This is a genomic window from Pseudomonas sp. zbq_18 (assembly GCF_043102245.1).
GTDB lineage: Bacteria > Pseudomonadota > Gammaproteobacteria > Pseudomonadales > Pseudomonadaceae > Aquipseudomonas.
In genome coordinates this window covers 225,516-247,520 of sequence record NZ_JBICIT010000013.1, presented here as the reverse complement: position 1 = coordinate 247,520, position 22,005 = coordinate 225,516, and the positions used below count along the sequence as shown (strand labels likewise).

The window sequence follows — 22,005 nt, the reverse complement described above, 5'->3', positions numbered from 1 at the left end:
CAACGCACCCTCACCTGACTCAGGGCTTTTCATGTCCAGCAGTAACACTCCTCCGCGCCTGGAGCTACGCGCCATCACCAAGCGCTACCCCGGCACCCTGGCCAACGACCGCATCGACCTGCGCATCGACGCCGGCGAGATCCACGCCCTGCTCGGCGAAAACGGTGCCGGCAAGAGCACGCTGATGAAGATCATCTACGGTGTGACTGCACCGGATTCGGGCAGCGTGCTGTGGCAAGGCCAGGCCGTGCAGGTGCGAGACCCCGCGCAGGCACGCGCCCTGGGCATCGGCATGGTGTTCCAGCACTTCTCGCTGTTCGAAACCCTGACCGTGGCGGAAAACATCGCCCTGGCCCTGGGCGCCGAGGCCGGCACGCCGAAGCAGCTGGAGCCGAAGATTCGCGAGGTGTCGCAACGCTACGGCATGGGCCTCGACCCGCAGCGCCTGGTGCACAGCCTGTCGATCGGCGAACGCCAGCGCGTGGAGATCGTCCGCTGCCTGATGCAGGACATCAAGCTGCTGATCCTCGACGAACCCACCTCGGTACTGACCCCGCAGGAAGTCGACGAGCTGTTCGTCACCCTGCGCGCGCTGGCCGCCGAGGGCTGCAGCATCCTGTTCATCAGCCACAAGCTCGGCGAAGTGCGCGCCCTGTGCCACAACGCCACCGTATTGCGCGGCGGCCGGGTGTCCGGCCAGTGCGTGCCGGCCGAATGCAGCGACCTGCAACTGGCGCGCCTGATGGTCGGCGATGCCGAAGGCCTGGAGGCCAGCTACCCGAAAGTAACCGGCGGCCTGCCGCGCCTGCGCGTGGACGACCTCAGCTGGCGTAACGCCGACCCGTTCGGCACCTCGCTCAGTCAGTTGCGCCTGGAAGTGCGCAGCGGCGAGATCGTCGGCATCGCCGGGGTCGCCGGCAACGGTCAGGACGAGCTGCTCGCCCTGCTCTCCGGCGAGACCCGCCTGCCACGTGGCGAGCGCGAGCGCATCAGCCTCGACCAGCAACCGATTGCCAACCTGCACCCGGACGCGCGCCGGCGCCTGGGCCTGGCCTTCGTACCCGCCGAACGCCTCGGCCACGGTGCGGTGCCGGACATGAGCCTGGCGGACAACGCCCTGCTGTCGTCCTTCCACCAGGGTCTGATCGGCGCCGGCCTGGTCAAGCGCGGCAAGGTGTTGGCGTTGGCCGAGGAGATCGTGCGGCGTTTCGCGGTGAAGACCCCGGACGTACACACCCCGGCACGCAGCCTGTCCGGCGGCAACCTGCAGAAATTCATCCTCGGTCGCGAAGTGATGCAGCAACCCAAGCTGCTGGTCGCCGCGCACCCGACCTGGGGCGTCGACGTCGGCGCCGCCGCCACCATCCACCGCGAACTGATCGCCCTGCGCGACGCCGGTGCGGCGATCCTGGTGATTTCCGAGGACCTCGACGAGCTGTTCCAGATCAGCGACCGCATCGGCGCCTTGTGCAGCGGTCGCCTGTCGCCGCTCAAGGCCACCGCCGACACCAACATCACCGAGGTCGGCCGCTGGATGGCCGGCCAGTTCGACAACCCTGCTGCAGCCTGAAGAGATTTCCATGTTGCTGACCCTAGAACCCCGCCTGCAGCAGTCGCGTCGCCACCTGCTGCTGTCGCCCCTGCTCGCCGGCCTGCTGACCCTGCTGAGCGGCGGCATCCTGTTCGCCGCCCTCGGCCACGACCCGCTGGCGACCTTCCATGTGCTGCTGATCGAGCCGATCCAGGATCTCTACGGCGTCTCCGAACTGCTGATCAAGGCCATCCCCATCCTGCTCTGCGCCCTGGGCCTGGCAGTGGCCTACCAGGCGCGCATCTGGAACATCGGCGCCGAAGGCCAGCTGCTGATCGGCGCCCTGGCCGGCAGTGCGCTGGCGGTCAACATCATCGACTGGAACTCGGCGCTGGCCCTGCCCGCCGTGGTGCTCACCGGCATCCTCGCCGGCGCCCTGTGGGCAGCGCTGGCGGCCTGGCTGCGCACGCACTTCAACGCCAACGAAATCCTCACCACCATCATGCTCAACTACATCGCGCTGAACCTGCTGCTGTTCTTCGTGCATGGGCCGCTGAAGGATCCCAACGGTTTCAGCTTCCCCGAGTCGGCCATGTTCGGTGACGCCAGCCGCCTGCCGGTGCTGTTCGAAGACCTGCGCCTGCACGCCGGCTTCTACCTGGTGCTGCTGGCCGCCGTGGTGGTGTGGGTGCTGCTGTCGAAGAGCTTCCTCGGCTTCCAGATCCGCGTGCTCGGCATGGACAGCCGCGCCGCCGGCCTGGTGGGCTTTCGCGAGAAGCGCCTGGTGTGGCTGGCACTGCTGATCAGCGGCGGCCTGGCCGGGCTGGCCGGGGTCTGCGAGGTCACCGGGCCGATAGGCCAGCTGGTGCCGCAGGTGTCGCCGGGCTATGGCTACGCGGCGATCACCGTGGCCTTCCTCGGTCGCCTCAACCCCATCGGCATCCTCATCGCCGGCCTGCTCATGGCCCTGCTCTACCTGGGCGGCGAGAACGCGCAGATGAGCCTCAACCTGCCGCAATCGCTGACCGAACTGTTCCAGGGAATGATGCTGTTCTTCCTGCTGGCCTGCGACCTGCTGATCCACTACCGCGTGCGCCTGAACCTGAAGAAGCGCCAACCCGCAGCCCTGCCCGAAGCGGCCAGCGCGTGATGAACACCCAGCTTTCCGTGGGAGCGGCTTCAGCCGCGATTGCCCTTTTGAACACCGGTGCTGCCCCAATCGCGGCTAAAGCCGCTCCCACACCAAGCCCCAAAATCGCCACCCTTTCGTCCCCCTGCCGCCCCGCGCGCGCAGCCTGAGGTTTCAACCATGGATTTCGATCTCGTCAGCAACATCCTCTACGCCATGGTGCGCTGCGGCACGCCGCTGCTGCTGGTGGCCCTCGGCGAACTGGTCTGCGAGAAGACCGGCGTACTCAACCTCGGCCAGGAAGGCATGATGCTGTTTGGCGCGGTGATCGGCTTTATCGTCGCCTTCGCCAGCGGCAGCCTGTGGCTCGGCGTTCTGCTGGCCTGCCTGGCCGGCATGCTGCTGTCGTCGCTGTTCGCCCTGGTCGCCCTCGGCTGCCAGGCCAACCAGGTGGCCACCGGCCTGGCGCTGACCATCTTCGGCATCGGCCTGTCGGCCTTCGTCGGCGCCGCCTGGGTCGGCAAGCCGCTGGCCGGCTTCGAGCCAGTGGCCATTCCGCTGCTCAGCGACATCCCGCTGCTCGGCCACATGCTGTTCAACCAGGATGTGCTGGTGTACCTGTCCTTCGCCCTGTTCGCCCTGATCGCCTGGGTGCTGCTGAAAAGCCGCCTGGGCCTGATCATCCAGGCCGTCGGCGAGAACCCCGACGCCGCCAGCGCCATGGGCCTGCCGGTGATGCGTGTACGCACTCTCGCGGTACTGTTCGGCGGCGCCATGGCCGGCATGGCCGGCGCTTACCTGTCGCTGGCCTATACGCCGATGTGGGCGGAAAACATGAGCGCCGGCCGCGGCTGGATCGCCCTGGCCCTGGTGGTGTTCGCCAGCTGGCGGGTGATGCGCGTGCTGCTCGGCGCCTACCTGTTCGGCCTGGCCAGCATCCTCCACCTGGTCGCCCAAGGCGTCGGCCTGAGCGTGCCGTCCAACCTGCTGGCGATGCTGCCCTACGTGGCCACCATCCTGGTGCTGGTGATCCTCTCGCGCGACGCGATCAAGACCCGCCTGTATGCCCCGGTATCGCTGGGTCAGCCGTGGCGGGCGGGGCATTGAGGTCCTTCGCCGACTGACAGAAAGAAAAGCATCGCGGCTGAAGCCGCTCCCACATATGCACAAGCAGGTTTTGTGGGAGCGACTTCAGTCGCGATGAGGCCCGCTCAAAGCCACACCGCATCCCAGAACGGATAATCACCAATCCGCTGCACCAACCCCGCCCGCAACGGATTGACCACTATGTACCTGGCCACAGCCTGCACAGCGTCCTCCCGGCGCAGGGCGCGATCATGAAAGCCGCTCTGCCAAATCGTCCCGGATTGCTCCAGCTGCAGGTTCAACTGCCGCGCACTACGCCCTTTCACCCGCTGCATGAGCTGCGCGAGCGAGCCACTGCGCAAGCTCACCAGCCAATGAACGTGATCCGGCATGACGACCCAGGCTAGCGACTCCACCAGACCATCGCACTGAGCCTGACGCAGCTCAGTGACCAGTAGGCGGGCACAAGTGAAGTCAGTAAAGATGGGGCGGCGATCATGGGTTGTAGCTGTTAGCAGGTACAGTTGATGAGGCGCTGAATAACGGCCGACGCGCAACCGACCTGAATGTGGTTTGGATAACCGGGGCATACCATTGCTCCTGATAAGTCTGCGCAGTATAGGTCGGCCTCATCGCGGCTAAAGCGGAGTGCCGCCCAGCCGAGCCCACAAAAGCACATGCCCCTGTGGGAGCGACTTCAGTCGCGATAGCAATCCACCGACCACAATCGCCCTGCACCAGTTTCAAGCCAGCCACCTTTTCCGTGCGCCTTCTTTGACCATTTCGACAACTTTATTCAGCCCCGCATGCGGCGAAATTCGCGGCGCGGAGGATTTCCGCGGGCAGTTGTCTTGTTGGTCAATTTTTTGCAGTGACAAGGCAGCCCAACACGGCCACCACATAAGACCATTAGGAGCACACCCCCAGATGCACCAGAAGAAGAGCAAGAACCTGCTGCGCGGCCTGGCCGCCGCCATTGGCTTCAGCACCGTGCTGAGCGCTTCCGCCGCCGACCCGCTGAAAGTCGGCTTTGTCTATGTCGGCCCGATCGGCGACCACGGCTGGACCTACCAGCACGAGCAGGGCCGCCAGGCGCTGATCAAGCAGTTCGGCGACAAGGTGGACACCAGCTTCGTCGAAAACGTCGCCGAAGGCGCCGACGCCGAGCGCGTCATCCGCAACATGGCCAAGGGTGGCTACGACCTGGTGTTCACCACCTCGTTCGGCTACATGAACCCCACCGCCAAGGTCGCCAAGCAGTTCCCGAAAGTGACGTTCGAACACGCCACCGGTTACAAGCAGGACAAGAACCTCGGCACCTACCTGTCGACCTCCTATGAGGGTCGTTACGTCGGTGGCTACCTCGCGGCGAAGATGACCAAGACCAAGAAGATCGGCTACATCGCCTCCTTCCCGATTCCGGAAGTGATCCGCGACATCAACTCCATCCAGCTGGCCCTGGACAAGTACAACCCCGGCACCGAAATCAAGGTGGTGTGGGTCAACTCCTGGTTCGATCCGGGCAAGGAAGCCGACGCCGCCAACGCCCTGATCGACCAGGGTGTCGACGTGGTGTTCCAGCACACCGACAGCCCGGCACCGATCCAGACCGCCGAGCGCCGTGGCGTCTACGCCGTGGGCTACGCCTCGGACATGGCTCACTTCGGCCCGAAAGCCGTACTGACCTCCATCGTCAACAACTGGGGTCCGCACTACATCAAGAGCGCCCAGGCGGTCATGAACGGTACCTGGAAATCCGAGGACTACTGGGGTGGCCTGGCGGAAGGCACCATCCAACTGCCGATCAGCGACCTGGTCCCGGCTGACGTGAAAACCGAAGCCGAGCAGATCATCGCCAGCATCAAGGACGGCTCCTTCCACCCGTTCACCGGCCCGATCATGGACCAGAGCGGTGCAGTGAAGATCGCCGAAGGCGCAGCGGCCAGCAACGCCGAACTGGCGGGCATGAACTACTACGTCAAAGGCATCACGGCCGAGTTGCCGAAGTAAGCAGCACCCGTAGGAGGGGCTGGGCGGCAAACCGCCTTGGCCGCGACGCTTTTGTGCAGGCCCGGTCGCGGCCAAGGCCCCTCCTACAAAACCTGTGGGAGCGGCTTTAGCCGCGATTAACCAGGCCACTCCGAGCTGGCCCTTATCGCGACTGAAGTCGCTCCCACACAAGCCCCACAATGCACCACCAAGCACCACCGCGCCGTCCCTTTCCCCAGAGAAAGAACCGCGCACCAGGGCGCCTCGGCGCCCTTTCCGCTGCCCTGGGTACGAGAAGACTCGCAGCACCTAGACCTGCCAGGAGCAACCATGAACTCACTGCCCATCATCGACATCGCCCCGCTGTACCAGAACGACCGCGCCGCCCGCCAGGCCGTGGCCCGGCAGATCGACACCGCCTGCCGCGAATGGGGCTTCTACTACATCAAGGGCCACCCGATTTCCCCCTCGCGCATCGCCGAACTGAAGGCCGCCGCCGAGGACTTCTTCGCCCGCCCGGCCGAGGAAAAGCTGCGCATCGACATCACCCAGAGCGCCCACCACCGTGGCTACGGCGCCATTGCCACCGAGCAGCTCGACCCGACCCAACCGAGTGACTTCAAGGAAACCTTCGACATGGGTTTCCACATGGCCGCCGAGCACCCCGACGTGCTGGCCGGCAAGCAACTGCGCGGCCCCAACCGCCACCCGGACATTGCCGGCTGGCAGGCGCTGATGCAGGGCCACTACGAGGACATGCACGCGCTGTCGCTGACCCTGCTGCGCGCCATGGCCGAGGCCTTAGGGATCGAGGAAGACTTCTTCGACCAGCGCTTCGCCGAGCCGATCAGCGTGCTGCGCATGATCCACTACCCGCCGCGCCAGCAGGCCAGCAGCAGCGACCAGCCCGGCGCCGGCGCGCACACCGACTACGGCTGCGTCACCCTGCTGTACCAGGACAACGCCGGCGGCCTGCAGGTACAGAGCGTCAACGGCGAGTGGATCGACGCGCCGCCCATTGAAGGCACCTACGTGGTCAACATCGGCGACATGATGGCGCGCTGGAGCAACGACCGGTACAAGTCCACCCCGCACCGGGTCGTCAGCCCGCTGGGCGTCGACCGCTACTCCATGCCCTTCTTCGCCGAACCGCACCCGGACACCGAGATCAGCTGCCTGCCCAACTGCTCCAGCGCGGAAAACCCGGCCAAGTACCCGCCGGTGTCGTGCAGCGCCTACATGCTCTCGCGCTTCGCCGAGACCTATGCTTACCGCAGGGAAGAGGCCAAGGGCTGAGTGTTTGTGGGAGTGCTGGGTGGCAACGACCCACCACCGAGCTGCCCCAATCGGGGCTAAAGCCCCTCCCACAAGGTAGGTCTGTTTTTTGTGGGAGGGCTGGGCGGCACTCCGCTTTAGCCGCGATGAAGCTCCAAGCAGCACCAAACTTGTAGGAGGGGCCTTGGCCGCGACTAACATCGTGCAGGTCGCCGTCGCGGCCAAGGCCCCTCCTACAGAAGCGCAAAGCCAAGCGTGGCGGCCAAGGCGGAGTGCCGCCCAGCCCCTCCTACAAAGAGCAGAACCGACCGTGAGGGCGTTTGCACCACGCCCCCCTCCTACAACCCACCGGGCGACACCCGGCCCTGTTACAACCTAGCCGCGCAGGTAGAATGCGCGCCCCATCAACGCCTGATGACGAGAATTGCCCATGCACCAATGGATCAATGAGCTACCCAAGGCCGAACTGCACCTGCATCTGGAAGGCTCGCTGGAGCCCGAGCTGCTGTTCGCCCTGGCCGAGCGCAACAAGATCGCCCTGCCCTGGGCCGACGTCGACAGCCTGCGCGGCGCCTACGCCTTCAACAACCTGCAGGAATTCCTCGACCTCTACTACCAGGGCGCCAACGTCCTGCGTACCGAGCAGGACTTCTACGACCTGACCTGGGCCTACCTGCTCAAGTGCAAGGAGCAGGGCGTAGTGCACACCGAGCCCTTCTTCGACCCGCAGACCCACACCGACCGCGGCATCCCCTTCGAAGTGGTGCTGCGTGGCATCCAGCAGGCGCTGGTCGACGGCCAGAAGCAACTCGGCATCAGCCATGGCCTGATCCTCAGCTTCCTACGTCACCTCTCCGAAGAGGAGGCCTTCAAGACCCTGGAACAGGCCATGCCGTTCCGCGACGCCTTCGTCGCCGTCGGCCTGGACAGCTCCGAGATGGGCTTCCCGCCGCGCCTGTTCGAGCGCGTGTTCGCCAAGGCCCGCAGCGAAGGCCTGCTGACCGTGGCCCACGCCGGCGAGGAAGGCCCGCCCGAATACATCTGGGAAGCCCTCGACCTGCTCAAGATCGAGCGCATCGACCACGGCGTGCGTGCCATCGAGGACGAGCGCCTGATGCAACGCATCATCGACGAGCAGATCCCGCTGACCGTGTGCCCGCTGTCCAACATCAAGCTCTGCGTGTTCGACGACATGCGCCAGCACAACATCCTGCACATGCTCGAACGCGGGGTGAAAGTGACGGTGAATTCCGACGACCCGGCCTACTTCGGTGGCTATGTCGCCGAGAACTTCATCGCCCTGCACGACAGCCTGGGCATGACCCGCGAACAGGCCCAGCGCCTGGCGCAGAACAGCATGGACGCCCGCCTGGTGCGCTAGAACCCGTTGAAAGTCTGCTGCGCGTCGGCCATTCGTCGTTAAAAACAGGTTCGGAATGCTCATTTACCATTCGTAAACTGCGCCTCCTCACCTGTTTTTGCCTAGCCTGGCGCTAGCTCGCGAGACTTTGAACGGGTTCTAAGCACCGCCCCGCTGCATGAAGGCGCCAACCTGCGCCATTGTGTTGCACCCGCAGCGCCTGCAACGGCGCTGCACAGCCCCCGCCCCGGAAGGAAAAACCGGCCCGCCCATCAGGCGGAGCCGGCCGTGGCGCGGCTCTCCCGGCAAGCATGGGGAAAAGTCATGACTTTCGACTATTTCTGTCCATTTCGACAGGAATTGGCGCCGTTCTTGCTCAGGGGAAAAGGCTGACCAATAAGACAGGTTCAGAGAAACCGACCCCGATCCTTTAGGAGCATGTGAATGAAGCGCACCACCACCTCGCTGCTGCTGCTCGGCAGCCTGTTCGCCGCCCAGCAAAGCCACGCCGGCGACCTCCTACAATGGCAGGACAACAGCCTCACCTACCTCAACGGCATCGACTTCACCATCGACCCGCCCAAGCAGCAGACCGTGACCTTCGAGCACGCCAGCGGCTGGAGCTTCGGTGACCTGTTCTTCTTCGTCGACGGTATCAAGTACAACACCGACGCCACCAACGGCGCCGGCGACGGCCACACTTTCTACGGCGAATTCAGCCCGCGCTTCTCCCTGGGCAAGATGACTGGCAGCGACCTGTCCTTCGGCATCGTCAAGGACGTACTGATCTCCACCACCTACGAGTTCGGCGAAGACGACGTCGAGTCCTACCTGATCGGCCCGGCCATCGACCTGGCCATCCCCGGCTTCGACTACTTCCAGCTCAACACCTACCTGCGCACCACCGACGGCAAGCGCGACGGCGACAACGTCTGGCAGATCACCCCGGTGTGGAGCTACACCATCCCGGTCGGCAACTCCGACCTGGTCATCGACGGCTTCATGGACTGGGTCGTCGACAACGACGACAGCTACCACGCCAACCTGCACTTCAACCCGCAGATCAAGTACGACGTAGCCAAGGCCTTCGGCTTCGGCCAGAAAGTCTACGTGGGCGTGGAATACGACTACTGGAGCGACAAGTACGGCATCGACGACGACAGCTTCCTCGGCGACGAAATCCTCGGCGGCACCGACCAGAGCGCCATCAGCCTGTTGGTCAAAGCGCACTTCTAAGCGCCTCAAACTGCGAACCGTCCGGCCGCAACCGCCGGGCGGCTAGCCCTCCAACACCAGGCAGGTGCCTCGGCTCAACCGCGCGGGTTGAACGCCAGCACGTCCGCCTCGATCACCGACTGCTCCAGGATCAGCGGCTCCACCAGGGGCCGGCTGGCCAGGAAGTGCGGGGTCTGCATATGCGCATCCAGCGCCGCTTCGTCGGTGTACACCTCGTACAGCCAGACCAGATCCGCCTCGCGGCGGTCGCGCAGCACATCGAAGGCCAGGCAGCCCGGCTCGTCGCGCACCGAGGCGGCGGCATTGATGCGCATGGCGTCCATGAAAGCGTCGAGACTCCCCGGACGCAGACGGGTCTTGAGCAGGATGCTGTACATGATCTCTCCTTTTGTACGAATATTAACTAAATTTTGTATACAAACTGGAGATCCATGATGCCCAACCGCCCCGGAAGACTCAACGGCCTGCGCCATGTGGCGATCCTGGTGCCCAACCTGGAGGCGTGCGAGCGTTTCTACGTGGACGTACTGGGCATGCAGGTGCTCAACCGCGCCAACGAGGACCTGGTGTACCTGACCTGCGGCAACGACAACCTGTCCCTGGGTCGCGCCTATGCTCCGAGCAGCGGCGTGCAGGTGGTCGATCACTATGGTTTCGTGGTCGACAGCCTCGACGAGCTGCACGCCTGGTATGCCTATTTCAAGGAATGCGGAGTGACCCTGCTCGATCGCCCCTTCGCCCATGGCGACGGCGCCCACAGCTTCCACCTGCTGGACCCGGCCGGGAACAAGATCCAGCCGATCTACCACCCGGCGATTTCCGGGCAGCGCTTTAGCGCATGACGCCACCTTGCGTGGCGCAGTGGAGCTGGCCGCTACAGGCCAGCTCCATGATTGCAACTACTGACGCAGGCGATAGCCGGTCTTGAAGATCCAGCTCACCACCGCCACGCAGGCCAGCAGGAAACCGAAGATCATCCCCAGGCTCAGGCCCAGGCTGACGTCGGCGACGCCGAAGAAGGCCCAGCGGAACGCGCTGATCAGGTACACCACCGGGTTGAACAGGGTCAGCTTCTGCCAAAGCTCCGGCAGCATGCTGATCGAGTAGAAGCTGCCGCCGAGGAAGGCCAGCGGGGTGACGATCAGCGCCGGGACGATCTGCAGCTTCTCCCAGCCATCGGCCCACACGCCGATGATGAAGCCGAACAGGCAGAAGGTGATGGCCGTCAGCACCAGCAGCGCCAGCGCCCAGAACGGGTGCGCCACCTCGAAATCGACGAACAGCCGCGAGGTGAGGAAGATGATCAGGCCGAGGATCACCGACTTGGTCGCCGCCGCGCCGACATAGCCGAGCAGGATCTCGAAGAACGACACCGGCGCCGACAGCAGCTCGTAGATGGTCCCCGAGTACTTGGGCATGTAGATGCCGAACGAGGCATTGCCGATACTCTCGGTGAGCAGCGCCAGCATGATCAGGCCCGGGACGATGAAGGCGCCGTAGCTGACGCCGTGCACCTCGGTCATGCTCGAACCGATGGCCGAGCCGAACACCACGAAGTACAGCGAGGTGGAAATCACCGGGGTGGCGATGCTCTGCAACAGGGTGCGCCAGGTGCGGTGCAGCTCGAACAGGTAGATGGATTTGATGGCGTAGAGGTTCATGCGCGTTCCTTGTCGTGCACCAGGCTGACGAAGATGTCTTCCAGCGAGCTCTCGCTGGACTGCAGGTCCTTGAAGTCGATGCCGTGCTGGGCCAGGTCCTTGAGCAGTTCGGCGATGCCGGTGTGCTCGCGCTGAGCGTCGAAGGTGAACACCAGGGCGTGGCCCTCGTCGGTCAGCTCCAGACCATAGCTGGCCAGCTCGGCCGGCACGCAGGCCAGCGGCTGCTTGAGCTGCAGCAGCAGCTGCTTCTTGCCCAGGCGATGCATCAGGGTCTGCTTGTCTTCCACCAGCAGGATCTCGCCCTTGCGGATCACGCCGATGCGATCGGCCATCTCCTCGGCTTCTTCGATGTAGTGGGTGGTGAGGATGATGGTCACGCCGCGCTCGCGCAGCTGGCGCACCATGTTCCACATGTCGCGGCGCAGCTCGACGTCGACGCCCGCAGTGGGTTCGTCGAGGAACAGGATCTGCGGCTCATGGGACAGCGCCTTGGCGATCATCACCCGACGCTTCATACCGCCGGACAACTCGAAGATCTTGGCGTCACGCTTGTCCCACAGCGACAACTCCTTGAGCAGCTGCTGCAGGTAGGCGTCGTCCGGCTTCTTGCCGAACAGGCCGCGGCTGAATCTGACCGTGGCCCAGACGGTTTCGAACACGTCGTTGACCAGCTCCTGCGGCACCAGGCCGATGGCCGAGCGCGCCGCGCGGTAGGCAGCCTTGATGTCATGCCCGGCCACCCGCACGCTGCCCTCGCCCGGATTGACGATGCCGCAGATGATGCTGATCAGGGTGGTCTTGCCGGCGCCGTTGGGGCCGAGCAGGGCGAAGATTTCGCCCTTGCGGATGTCCAGGTTGATGTTCTTCAGGGCCGGATGGCCGGATTTGTACGTCTTATTCAGGTTCTCGACCGCGATGACCGACTCCACGGCAGCTCCTTGGTCTGGCGAAAAATCCCGATTGTAGAGCAGGAGGCGCCGGCTGCGCTCGCAGAGCCTGACGCCCTGGTCAGGCACGTGCTGTTTTTGTAGGAGGGGCCTTGGCCGCGACCTTGGACGGTTCGGGGCAAGCAGGTTTCATCACAGAAATGAACAGGGGCTCAACGTGCCAGACGAGTGAGCCCCTGGATAGCAGGCCGGATTGCCCGACCTGTCAGTAGAGTGACATGCGACTCAGTGACCCGCACCGGCCTTGAGCTTGGCCTCGATGGAGCTCAGGTTGAACGAACCTGGCGTCTGGCTAGGCGGATAATCCTTCATGGTTTGCAGGAATCGCGCAGCCATGGCCTGAATCGGCACGATCACAAAAGCCCGCTCCAGCACCCAGTCGTTATAGGTGTTGGAGTTGTGCTGTGCCTTCTCGAACGGGTCGCGGCGCAGGTTGAAAATCAACGGCACGCGCAGCTCGGTGAAGGGTTCGCGCCACACCTCGAACGCCTGGCCGCGGTTCTCCAGGAACACAACCTTCCAGTCGTCATAGCGTGCCGCCACGATCTGGCCATCGTCATTGACGTACCAGAATTCCTTGCGTGGGGCTTCGCCCTTGCCCATCAGGTAATCGGTCTGGTCATAGCCGTCGATATAGTTGCGATACTTGCGCCCGTTCAGCTCGACACCCTTGAGCAGCTTGTCCTTGATGTCCGGTGCGCCGGCGATACGGGCGAAGGTCGGCAGCCAGTCCTCATGGCTGACGATGCCATTGAGGGTCTTGTCTGCCGGGAACTTGCCTGGCCAGCGCACGAAGGTCGGCACACGGTAGGCCCCCTCCCAGTTGGAGTTTTTCTCGCTGCGGAACGGCGTATTGGCGGCGTCCGGCCAGGTATTGAAGTGCGGGCCGTTGTCGGTTGAATACATCACGATGGTGTTTTCGGCGATGCCCAGGTCATCCAGAGTCTTGAGCAGTTCACCCACCATCCGATCGTGTTCGACCATGCCATCGTGGTACTCGTCGCCGCTCGGGCCGGAAATACCCTTGTTGGCTTCCTTCACATGGGTGCGGAAGTGCATGCGGGTGGCGTTCCACCAGACGAAGAATGGCTTGTCCGCCTCCTTCTGCTTCTTGATGAAGTTGATGGCGGCCGCGACGGTTTCCTCGTCGATGGTCTCCATGCGCTTCTTGGTCAGCGGGCCGGTGTCCTCGATCTTGCCGTCGGCGGTGGCATGCAGCACGCCGCGCGGGCCGAATTGCTCGCGGAAGGTTTTGCCGTTGGCCAGCTTCATGTCGCCCGGATAGTCACGATTCTCCGGCTCTTCCTCGGCATTGAGGTGATAGAGGTTACCGAGGAATTCGTCGAAACCATGCTGGGTCGGCAGGTGCTCATCACGGTCGCCCTGGTGATTCTTGCCGAACTGACCGGTGGCATAACCCTGGCTCTTGAGCACGGTGGCCATGGTCACGTCGGTCTTCTGCCAGCCCTGTTCGGCACCTGGCAGCCCGACCTTGGTCATGCCGGTACGCACCGGCACATTGCCGCCGATAAAGGCCGCCCGGCCGGCAGTGCAGCTCTGCTGGCCGTAATAATCGGTGAAGGACAGTCCTTCCTTGGCGATGCGGTCGATATTGGGTGTCTGGTAACCCATCATGCCGCGGTTGTTGTGGCTGATGTTCCAGGTGCCGATGTCGTCGCCCCAGATCACCAGAATGTTGGGTTTTTCCGCCGCTACTGCGGTTGTCGCCACGAACGCGGCAGCAACCAACGTGAGTTGTTTAAACAGTCGCATCACGCTATCTCCCTATGGTGTGCCTCTCGCAATGCCAAGAGACTTTTTGAGACTAGCCGTGATTTGGGAGCTGTCTAATATGGCAGTTTGATGCCAAAAGCCCCTCTCAGAAACTGACAGCCAGCCCCACAGAAGTACCGTGCACGTTGTTGCCCCACATGTAGCGCATCACTAAACGGGTGCGGGTGATGATCACGTCGTAGGCGCTGGAATCCAGCTCGACACCGGCACCTACGGTGAACAGACGGTCGAAGCCGAGCGCCCCGCGCTGGTCGCCCAGGTATTCGGAATAGGAGTGTTCCAGCACATAGCGCAGCGGTCGTTGCAGGGTGACGATGCCGGTCGGCGCCCGCCAGCGCGCCCACAGGTTGGTGGCCTCGGCACTGGCCGAGCCGTCGATGCCGTTGTCGCCGCCGATGTTGTGCAGTTCGATGTTGCTGTAGCGCAGCTCCAGATCCACTTCGTAGTCGGGGCGCACTCGCTCCCAGTCGAGCATCAGCGAACCGCCGAGGCCGCCGACCTTCATGTGGCCGTCATCGAGGAACTCGATGTCGCGGTCGAAGCGCTGGTTGACGAAGACCCGGGCCAGGTTGATATCGCTGCTCATGTAGCCCAGTGAGAAGTTGGCGATGGGCCGCAGCACCCACTCGTCGTTCAGGGCAAAGTCCCAGCCGATGCCGCCGGTAGCCGACACCGTGGTCCATTTCAGCGGCACGCGGCGGCTGTCCTGGCCGTTGGTGAGGATGAAGCGCGGGTCGTAGCGGCTGTAGGCGGCCGAGCCCTCCAGGTAGAGCGGGAAGTCTTCGCCCATGGTCGCGCCACCGCCAAACTGGACCATGGTCAGGTCCGGGTTATCGCTTTGCGCATCATTGAAGCTGAGCGAACTGGAAGCCAGATCCGGCACCACCGAAAAAGACATCAGCGCCAGCACACCGTTGACCTTTTCCTCCATATCCACTTCCGTCAAACGCAAGGGTTCAGCCTGTACCCCCAGGGCCAAAAAGCCCAACCAACCCCCAACCCCCATTAGAAATGCACGCATGACGCCCCCTTGTGCTGATCTACACCCGACATCCGGTTCCGCCGGATTACTCGCAGAATAGCCGGCAGTGGCGCAGTTGCCCGGTAGAAAACGGGCGACAGTGAACAATCAGCGGCGCTTGCTGCTGGAGCGCAGCTTGTAGCGCTCGCCGGGGTGGATCAGCCGTGCGTAGCTGATCAGATGCTCGTCCGACCAGGTGCGGCGGATCATCGACAGGCACGGCATGCTCGGCTGCATGTCCAGCCAGGCGGCGGTCTGCGCGTCGACCAGTACAGCCTCGACCACATGTTCCACGTCACTGATCGGGCAGCTGGCGACCAGCACTTCGTTGGGCGTCTGCTGGCTGAAGTCGGCATCCAGGTAATGCGGCACCCAGCGCGGGTTGACGAAGCGATCCTCCAGCTGGATCGGTACGCCGTTTTCACGGTGCACCAGAATGCTGTGGAACACCTGGGCGCCCAGGCGCAGGCCCAGGCGCAGGGCCACCTCGTCGTCGGCAGCCACGGCCTCGCAACGAATCACGTCGTTGCTGTAGTCGTGGCCGCGCGCGCGCACCTCGCTGGCGATATTGAGCACGTCGTGCAGCGAGGATTCGGCCTTGCGGTCGGTGACGAAGGTGCCCAGGCCGGCCTGACGCAGCAGGTAGCCCTGCTGCACCAGATGCTGGATGGCCTTGTTGGCGGTCATGCGACTGACGCCGAAGTCGCGCGCCAGCTGTTCTTCGGGGGGAATCTGGTGATTGACCGGGTAGGTGCCGTCGTGAATGCGCTGCAGGAGGAAATCCTCGATGGCCTTGTAGCGCGGGGTGGTGCTGGTCACGGCGGCTCCTTGGAAATACCCGGTTGCGGCGGATGATAACGGAGCGGGTCTGCTCTCTCCCAGCTGCAAGTAGCCCGGGTGCTATCCGGGGAATCGGCAGATCCGGCCCCGGATTGCATCCGGGCTACGGCGGATCTCCCCTCTCCCACTTGTGGGAGAGGGGGCTATCCGCATCCACCCTGCCCGCCGCTCCGCCTTATTACACCGACGGCTACAACATCCTACGCAGGTTGGAAACCCGCGTAGCGATTTCCACCGGCGACTGGAAGTAGGTTGGGTTGAGGAGCGACGCGACGAAGCCCAACAGGGGCGCGCCAGCTTTCCCGGCGACCAAGGCCACGATCGTTGGGCTTCGCTGCGCTCAACCTACGCGGCCCGACCCAACCTACCCACTACACCGAGGGCAGCAAACCGGCCGGCAGCAGGTGGCTAAGCACGCGCTCGCCGAGCAGGTCGTTGGCCGCGGCGATGTCCGGGGCGAAGAAGCGGTCCTCGACGTAGTACGGCACCTTGGCGCGCAGTACCTGGCGGGCCTGTTCCAGCGCCGGGGTGCTCTTCAGGCCTTCGCGGAAGTCCAGGCCCTGACAGGCGCCCAGCCACTCGACGGCGAGGATGCCGCGGGTGTTGGCGGCCATTTCCCACAGGCGCTTGCCGGCGCCAGGCGCCATCGACACGTGGTCTTCCTGGTTGGCCGAGGTCGGCAGGCTGTCGACGCTGTGCGGGTGAGCCAGGGCCTTGTTGTCGCTGGCCAGCGCCGCGGCGGTGACCTGGGCGATCATGAAGCCGGAGTTGACGCCACCGTTGGCCACCAGGAACGGCGGCAGCTGCGACATGTGCTTGTCCATCATCAGCGAGATACGGCGCTCGGACAGCGAGCCGATTTCGGCGATGGCCAGGGCGATGTTGTCGGCGGCCATGGCCACCGGCTCGGCGTGGAAGTTGCCACCGGAGATCACCTCGCCTTCGGCAGCGAACACCAGCGGGTTGTCCGACACTGCGTTGGCCTCAACCGCCAGCACTTCGGCGGCCTGGCGCAATTGGGTCAGGCAGGCGCCCATGACCTGCGGCTGGCAGCGCAGCGAGTAGGGGTCCTGCACCTTGTCGCAGGCGGCGTGGGAACGGCCGATCTCGCTGCTGGCACCGAGCAGGTGGCGGAAGGCGCTGGCGGCGTCGATCTGCCCGCGCTGGCCACGGGCGGCATGGATGCGCGCATCGAAGGGCGAGCGCGAACCGAGCATGGCCTCCACGCTGAGGGCGCCGCAGACGCTGGCCGCGGCGTACAGGTCTTCGCCCTCGAACAGGCCGCGCAGAGCGTAGGCGGTGGACACCTGGGTGCCGTTGAGCAGGGCCAGGCCCTCCTTGGCGGCCAGGGTCATCGGCTCCAGGCCGGCGACGGCCAGCGCCTCGGTGGCCGGCAGCCATTCGCCTTTGTAGCGCGCCTGGCTCTCGCCGAGCAGGACCAGGGACATATGCGCCAGCGGCGCCAGGTCGCCGGAAGCACCGACCGAGCCTTTCAGCGGAATGTGCGGATAGACCTCGGCGTTGACCAGAGCAATCAGCGCGTCGATCACCTTGCGCCGGATGCCGGAGAAACCGCGCGCCAGGCTGTTGATCTTCAGCACCATGATCAGCCGCACCATGGCGTCGTCCAACGGCTCGCCGATGCCGGCGGCGTGCGACAGCACCAGCGAGCGCTGCAGTTTCTCCAGGTCGGCGTTGGCGATGCGGGTCGAGGCCAGCAGGCCGAAACCGGTGTTGATGCCGTAGGCGGTGCGGCCCTCGGCGATGATGTTCTCGACGCAGGCGACGCTGGCCTCGATCGCCTCGTGGGCGCTCGCGTCCAGGGTCAGGCGCACCGGGGCTTGGTAGACGGCGCGCAGGTCGGCCAGGGTCAGCTGGCCGGGTTTCAGATTCAGGGTATTCATAATTCTTTATCCCACAGAACTTGTTCAAAGCCTCGCGAGCTAGAGCCAAAGGGTGGCGCAAATGGCTGAGGGCGCGGAGTTTAATAGTGGTAAATGAGCAGCCCGAAGCCGTTTGCAGCGCCGTTTGGCCGACGCGCAGCAGGCTTAGGGCAAGTTCTCAGCCGATCATCGGCAGCTTCAGGCCCTGCTCCTTGGCGCAATCGATGGCTATCTGGTAACCGGCATCGGCGTGACGCATGACGCCAGTGCCCGGGTCGTTGGTCAGCACGCGGGCGATACGGGCGGCGGCCTCGTCGCTGCCGTCACAGACGATCACCACGCCGGAGTGCTGGGAGAAGCCCATGCCCACGCCGCCGCCATGGTGCAGCGAAACCCAGGTGGCGCCGCTGGCGGTGTTGAGCAGGGCGTTGAGCAGCGGCCAGTCGGACACGGCGTCGGAGCCGTCCTGCATCGCCTCGGTCTCGCGGTTGGGGCTGGCTACCGAGCCGCTGTCCAGATGGTCGCGGCCGATCACCACCGGCGCGGACAGCTCGCCGCTGCGGACCATTTCGTTGAAGGCCAGGCCGAGCTTGGCACGCAGGCCCAGGCCGACCCAGCAGATACGCGCCGGCAGGCCCTGGAAGGAAATACGTTCCCTGGCCATATCCAGCCAGCGGTGCAGGTGCTCGTCGTCCGGGATCAGTTCCTTGACCTTGGCGTCGGTCTTGTAGATGTCCTGCGGATCGCCGGACAGCGCCGCCCAGCGGAACGGGCCGACGCCGCGGCAGAACAGCGGACGGATATAGGCCGGGACGAAGCCGGGGAAGTCGAAGGCGTTGGCCACGCCCTCTTCCTTGGCCATCTGGCGGATGTTGTTGCCGTAATCGAAGGTCGGCACGCCCATCTTCTGGAAGTCGAGCATGGCCTGCACGTGCACGGCCATCGACTGCTTGGCGGCCTTGACCACGGCTTGCGGGTCGGTGGCGGCGCGGTCCTTGTACTCGGCCCAGGTCCAGCCGATCGGCAGGTAGCCGTTGAGCGGGTCGTGGGCGCTGGTCTGGTCGGTGACCATATCCGGGCGCACGCCACGGCGTACCAGTTCCGGCAGGATCTCGGCGGCGTTGCCCAGCAAGGCGACGGAGATGGCCTTGCCTTCGGCGCAGTACTTGGCGATGCGCGCCAGGGCGTCGTCCAGATCGGTGGCCTGCTCATCGACGTAGCGGCTGCGCAGGCGGAAGTCGATGCTGGTCTGCTGGCATTCGATGTTCAGCGAGCAGGCGCCGGCCAGGGTCGCGGCCAGCGGCTGGGCGCCGCCCATGCCGCCGAGACCGGCGGTGAGCACCCAGCGACCCTTGAGGTTGCCGTCATAGTGCTGGCGACCGGCCTCGACGAAGGTCTCGTAGGTGCCCTGAACGATGCCCTGGCTGCCGATGTAGATCCAGCTGCCGGCGGTCATCTGGCCGTACATGGCCAAGCCCTTGGCATCCAGTTCGTTGAAGTGTTCCCAGTTGGCCCAGTGCGGCACCAGGTTGGAGTTGGCGATCAGCACGCGCGGGGCGTCCTTGTGGGTGCGAAACACGCCGACCGGCTTGCCGGACTGCACCAGCAGGGTCTCGTCGTCGTTCAGCTCCTTCAGGCTCTCGACGATCGCATCAAAGCACTCCCAGTTACGCGCGGCGCGGCCGATGCCACCGTACACCACCAGTTCCTTGGGGTTCTCGGCCACTTCCGGGTCGAGGTTGTTCATAAGCATGCGCAGCGGCGCTTCGGTCAGCCAGCTCTTGGCATTCAATTCGGTGCCGCGCGGGGCGCGGATTTCAACGTCGCGGTATTTGGTGGTCACAGCGGTTTCCTCTTGTTGTTCGGCGCTCAGAGGCTGAGCAGATGAATCAGGCGCGCCGCCGCTTTGGCGGTGCGATTGTCGATGTCGTAAGTCGGGTTGAGCTCGGCGAAGTCCACCAGGCGCAGCTTGCCGCTATCACGCAGGCGTTCCAGCAGTGGTTCGAGCAGCGCCAGCGGCACACCCCGCGCGGCCGGGGCGCTGACGCCCGGGGCCTCGCAGGCCGGCAGCACGTCGATGTCGATGGTCAGGTACAGCGCGTCGCAGTCGGCGAGGAAGGCGTCCAGCTCGTCGGCGATAGCGGCCAGGCCGGCCTCGCGCATCTCGCGGTCCTCGCGCACCAACACGCCCAGTTCGGCGGCGCGACTGAACAGCGCGCGGGTGTTGCTGGCGCGGCTGACACCCAGGCAGGCGTAGCGGAACGGCCAGCCACGGGCCTGGCACTGTTCGGCGATCTGGGCGAAGGGGGTACCGGAGGACTGCACATGGGCCGGGTCGCGCAGGTCGAAATGGGCGTCGAAATTGACGATGCCGATCTTCGGGGCGGTGTTGCCGGAGAAATGCTCGGCCAGTCCGGACCAGCTGCCGAAGGCCACTTCGTGGCCGCCACCGAGCACCAGCGGCAGATGGCCGGCATCCAGCAACGCGCAGACGACCTGGGCCAGGCGCGCCTGGGCGGCGGCCAGGTCGCCGTCCTCGCAGGTCACGTCGCCGGCGTCGTAGGCCGGTGCCTCGCGGTGCCAGGCCAGGTTGGCCAGGGCCTTGCGCAGGGCCAGCGGGCCGGCGGCGGCGCCGACGCGGCCGTGGTTACGCCGTACACCTTCGTCGCAGGCAAAGCCGAGCAGGGCCAGGCCCGGCTCGCTGCCTTCGGCCAGCGCCTGGATGCGCTGGTGCCAGCGCGGGCTGTCCGGCTCGGGGTCGGTGCGTCCGGTCCAGGCGTCGAGGGAGAAGCGATCAGCGAGCATGGGTCACGGCTCCATTGAAGATGCGCTGGCGCAGGCGACCGGCCTGCACCGCGTAGGCCAGTTCGGCCGGGTGATGGATGTCCCACAGACACAGGTCGGCGGGTGAACCCACCTCGATCCGCCCCAGGTCGGGGCGGCCGAGGGCGCGGGCGGCGTGCGCGGTCATGCCGCTCAGGGCTTCGCGCGGGGTCAGGCGGAACAGGGTGCAGGCCAGGTTGGCCATCAGGCTGGGCATGCAGATCGGCGAGGTGCCGGGGTTGGCGTCGCTGGCCACGGCCATCGGCACTTTGTGCCGGCGCAGCAGCTCGATCGGCGGCAGCTGGGTCTCGCGCAGCACATGGAAGGCGCCGGGCAGCAGCACGGCGACAGTGCCGGCCTCGGCCATGGCGCGCACGCCGGCCTCGTCGAGGTATTCGATATGGTCGGCGGACAGCGCGCCGTAGCTAGCGGCCAGGGCGCTGCCGCCGAGATTGGACAGCTGCTCGGCATGCGCCTTGATCGCCAGGCCGTGGGCCTGGGCCGCTTGGTAGATGCGCTCGCACTGCGCCGGGGAGAAGCCGATGCCTTCGCAGAACACATCCACCGCGTCGGCCAACTTGGCCTCGGCGGCGGCCGGGATCATCTCGTCGCAGACCAGGCTCACGTAGTCGTCGGCACGGCTGGCGTACTCCGGCGGCAGCGCGTGTGCGCCGAGCAGGGTGGTGGTGACGCGCACCGGGCGCAGCTCGCCGAGGCGGCGGGCGACACGCAGCATCTTCAGTTCGTCGACCAGGGTCAGGCCGTAGCCGGACTTGATCTCCACCGTGGTCACGCCATCTGCCAGCAGCGCGTCGAGGCGCGGCAGGCTGGCGGCGATCAGTTCGTCCTCGCTGGCCGCGCGAGTGGCGCGCACGGTGCTGAGAATGCCGCCGCCGGCCTTGGCGATCTGCTCGTAGCTCACCCCTTCCAGGCGCTGCTCGAATTCGCCGGCGCGGTCGCCGGCGTACACCAGGTGGGTATGGCAGTCGACCAGGCCGGGGGTCATCACCCCGCCACGGCCGGCCTTCTCGGCGCCCGCGGCCAGCGCCGGGTCGAACTCGCGCTCGGACCACAGGCCGGCGACGCGTCCGTCTTCGACCAGCACGGCCATGGGCTCGGCCAGCACCTGCAGGCCATCGAAGAGTTGCACGTCGCGCCAGAGCAGGCGCTGGTGGGAAGACTGGGACATTGCAAAGCTATCCTCGGCATTAATGTATATACATTTAAACCGTGACCGATAAGTCGTCAAGCCCCCACGTCGCAGCCACCCTCCAGCGGAACCATGAATGAACACACAAGCTGGCAATCATGGCACCTGGACGGCAAGCTGCCTTCCGCGAAACTATGTATATACATTAAGCAGGAACAGCCACGACCACCCACCTCATCGACCTTGAGCAACTACCCCCTGGAAGAACGGCGGCGGCAGC

The 22,005-nt window shown here is 65.0% G+C and carries 19 protein-coding genes; 8 read left to right on the top strand and 11 right to left on the bottom strand.

Annotation, left to right across the window (positions count from 1 at the left end; genetic code table 11):
- Positions 1–31: 31 nt before the first annotated feature.
- From ACF8C6_RS10750 to ACF8C6_RS10740, 3 genes are all read left to right on the top strand, one after another.
- Entirely contained in the window at positions 32–1,570 is a 1,539-nt protein-coding gene (locus ACF8C6_RS10750) for an ABC transporter ATP-binding protein (RefSeq protein ID WP_392499261.1), read from the top strand.
- 10 nt (positions 1,571–1,580) lie between these two features.
- Positions 1,581–2,681, top strand: a complete 1,101-nt coding sequence (locus ACF8C6_RS10745) for an ABC transporter permease (protein WP_392499260.1) — start codon at positions 1,581–1,583, stop codon at positions 2,679–2,681.
- Between the two features lie 159 nt (positions 2,682–2,840).
- Entirely contained in the window at positions 2,841–3,767 is a 927-nt protein-coding gene (locus ACF8C6_RS10740; protein ID WP_392499259.1) for an ABC transporter permease, read from the top strand.
- A 104-nt stretch (positions 3,768–3,871) separates the two neighbouring features.
- Here the strand turns inward: ACF8C6_RS10740 and ACF8C6_RS10735 are convergent, their stop codons facing one another.
- Positions 3,872–4,336, bottom strand: coding sequence for a transposase (locus ACF8C6_RS10735; RefSeq protein WP_392499258.1), 465 nt, complete (start codon positions 4,334–4,336; stop codon positions 3,872–3,874).
- A gap of 337 nt (positions 4,337–4,673) precedes the next feature.
- Here ACF8C6_RS10735 and ACF8C6_RS10730 point away from each other — a divergent pair, with 337 nt between their 5' ends.
- The 4 genes from ACF8C6_RS10730 (at position 4,674) to ACF8C6_RS10715 (ending at position 9,606) form a co-directional block, all read left to right on the top strand.
- Complete coding sequence (locus tag ACF8C6_RS10730; RefSeq protein WP_392499257.1) at positions 4,674–5,756, top strand: BMP family ABC transporter substrate-binding protein; 1,083 nt, start codon at positions 4,674–4,676, stop codon at positions 5,754–5,756.
- A 309-nt stretch (positions 5,757–6,065) separates the two neighbouring features.
- Positions 6,066–7,031, top strand: coding sequence for a 2-oxoglutarate and iron-dependent oxygenase domain-containing protein (locus ACF8C6_RS10725; RefSeq protein WP_392499256.1), 966 nt, complete (start codon positions 6,066–6,068; stop codon positions 7,029–7,031).
- Between the two features lie 409 nt (positions 7,032–7,440).
- On the top strand, positions 7,441–8,391 hold the full coding sequence (locus tag ACF8C6_RS10720) for an adenosine deaminase (RefSeq protein WP_392499255.1): 951 nt from the start codon (positions 7,441–7,443) through the stop codon (positions 8,389–8,391).
- Between the two features lie 423 nt (positions 8,392–8,814).
- Entirely contained in the window at positions 8,815–9,606 is a 792-nt protein-coding gene (locus ACF8C6_RS10715; RefSeq protein ID WP_392499254.1) for an outer membrane protein OmpK, read from the top strand.
- Positions 9,607–9,680: 74 nt separating this feature from the next.
- Here the strand turns inward: ACF8C6_RS10715 and ACF8C6_RS10710 are convergent, their stop codons facing one another.
- Complete coding sequence (locus ACF8C6_RS10710; RefSeq protein WP_392499253.1) at positions 9,681–9,983, bottom strand: putative quinol monooxygenase; 303 nt, start codon at positions 9,981–9,983, stop codon at positions 9,681–9,683.
- Between the two features lie 57 nt (positions 9,984–10,040).
- Between ACF8C6_RS10710 and ACF8C6_RS10705 the strand changes: the two genes are divergently transcribed.
- Complete coding sequence (locus ACF8C6_RS10705; protein ID WP_277690044.1) at positions 10,041–10,448, top strand: VOC family protein; 408 nt, start codon at positions 10,041–10,043, stop codon at positions 10,446–10,448.
- A 57-nt stretch (positions 10,449–10,505) separates the two neighbouring features.
- Here the strand turns inward: ACF8C6_RS10705 and ACF8C6_RS10700 are convergent, their stop codons facing one another.
- From ACF8C6_RS10700 to hutI, 9 genes are all read right to left on the bottom strand, one after another.
- Positions 10,506–11,267, bottom strand: coding sequence for an ABC transporter permease (locus ACF8C6_RS10700; RefSeq protein ID WP_392499252.1), 762 nt, complete (start codon positions 11,265–11,267; stop codon positions 10,506–10,508).
- Complete coding sequence (locus ACF8C6_RS10695; protein ID WP_392499251.1) at positions 11,264–12,196, bottom strand: ABC transporter ATP-binding protein; 933 nt, start codon at positions 12,194–12,196, stop codon at positions 11,264–11,266. Before ACF8C6_RS10695 ends, ACF8C6_RS10700 begins: the two co-directional genes overlap by 4 nt.
- 243 nt (positions 12,197–12,439) lie before the next feature.
- Entirely contained in the window at positions 12,440–13,987 is a 1,548-nt protein-coding gene (locus ACF8C6_RS10690; RefSeq protein WP_392499250.1) for an arylsulfatase, read from the bottom strand.
- 106 nt (positions 13,988–14,093) lie between these two features.
- Positions 14,094–15,029: an autotransporter domain-containing protein gene (locus ACF8C6_RS10685; protein ID WP_392499249.1), complete on the bottom strand. Its 936-nt coding sequence runs from the start codon at positions 15,027–15,029 to the stop codon at positions 14,094–14,096.
- Positions 15,030–15,137: 108 nt separating this feature from the next.
- A complete protein-coding gene (gene hutC, locus ACF8C6_RS10680; RefSeq protein WP_392499248.1) occupies positions 15,138–15,848 on the bottom strand; it encodes a histidine utilization repressor in 711 nt (236 codons plus the stop codon).
- Positions 15,849–16,240: 392 nt separating this feature from the next.
- A complete protein-coding gene (gene hutH, locus ACF8C6_RS10675; RefSeq protein ID WP_392499247.1) occupies positions 16,241–17,773 on the bottom strand; it encodes a histidine ammonia-lyase in 1,533 nt (510 codons plus the stop codon).
- Between the two features lie 157 nt (positions 17,774–17,930).
- A complete protein-coding gene (gene hutU / locus ACF8C6_RS10670) occupies positions 17,931–19,595 on the bottom strand; it encodes a urocanate hydratase (protein WP_392499245.1) in 1,665 nt (554 codons plus the stop codon).
- Positions 19,596–19,621: 26 nt separating this feature from the next.
- Positions 19,622–20,557: a formimidoylglutamase gene (hutG, locus tag ACF8C6_RS10665; RefSeq protein WP_392499244.1), complete on the bottom strand. Its 936-nt coding sequence runs from the start codon at positions 20,555–20,557 to the stop codon at positions 19,622–19,624.
- Complete coding sequence (gene hutI, locus ACF8C6_RS10660; RefSeq protein ID WP_392499243.1) at positions 20,547–21,764, bottom strand: imidazolonepropionase; 1,218 nt, start codon at positions 21,762–21,764, stop codon at positions 20,547–20,549. Before hutI ends, hutG begins: the two co-directional genes overlap by 11 nt.
- Positions 21,765–22,005: the final 241 nt, after the last annotated feature.

Bases quoted from the DNA above. Each gene is read 5' to 3' on its own strand.
- ACF8C6_RS10750 (WP_392499261.1), top strand. From the start codon at position 32: ATGTCCAGCAGTAACACTCCTCCGCGCCTGGAGCTACGCGCCATCACC.
- ACF8C6_RS10745 (WP_392499260.1), top strand. From the start codon at position 1,581: ATGTTGCTGACCCTAGAACCCCGCCTGCAGCAGTCGCGTCGCCACCTG.
- ACF8C6_RS10740 (WP_392499259.1), top strand. From the start codon at position 2,841: ATGGATTTCGATCTCGTCAGCAACATCCTCTACGCCATGGTGCGCTGC.
- ACF8C6_RS10735 (WP_392499258.1), bottom strand. From the start codon at position 4,336: ATGCCCCGGTTATCCAAACCACATTCAGGTCGGTTGCGCGTCGGCCGT.
- ACF8C6_RS10730 (WP_392499257.1), top strand. From the start codon at position 4,674: ATGCACCAGAAGAAGAGCAAGAACCTGCTGCGCGGCCTGGCCGCCGCC.
- ACF8C6_RS10725 (WP_392499256.1), top strand. From the start codon at position 6,066: ATGAACTCACTGCCCATCATCGACATCGCCCCGCTGTACCAGAACGAC.
- ACF8C6_RS10720 (WP_392499255.1), top strand. From the start codon at position 7,441: ATGCACCAATGGATCAATGAGCTACCCAAGGCCGAACTGCACCTGCAT.
- ACF8C6_RS10715 (WP_392499254.1), top strand. From the start codon at position 8,815: ATGAAGCGCACCACCACCTCGCTGCTGCTGCTCGGCAGCCTGTTCGCC.
- ACF8C6_RS10710 (WP_392499253.1), bottom strand. From the start codon at position 9,983: ATGTACAGCATCCTGCTCAAGACCCGTCTGCGTCCGGGGAGTCTCGAC.
- ACF8C6_RS10705 (WP_277690044.1), top strand. From the start codon at position 10,041: ATGCCCAACCGCCCCGGAAGACTCAACGGCCTGCGCCATGTGGCGATC.
- ACF8C6_RS10700 (WP_392499252.1), bottom strand. From the start codon at position 11,267: ATGAACCTCTACGCCATCAAATCCATCTACCTGTTCGAGCTGCACCGC.
- ACF8C6_RS10690 (WP_392499250.1), bottom strand. From the start codon at position 13,987: ATGCGACTGTTTAAACAACTCACGTTGGTTGCTGCCGCGTTCGTGGCG.
- ACF8C6_RS10685 (WP_392499249.1), bottom strand. From the start codon at position 15,029: ATGCGTGCATTTCTAATGGGGGTTGGGGGTTGGTTGGGCTTTTTGGCC.
- hutH (WP_392499247.1), bottom strand. From the start codon at position 17,773: ATGAATACCCTGAATCTGAAACCCGGCCAGCTGACCCTGGCCGACCTG.
- hutG (WP_392499244.1), bottom strand. From the start codon at position 20,557: ATGCTCGCTGATCGCTTCTCCCTCGACGCCTGGACCGGACGCACCGAC.
- hutI (WP_392499243.1), bottom strand. From the start codon at position 21,764: ATGTCCCAGTCTTCCCACCAGCGCCTGCTCTGGCGCGACGTGCAACTC.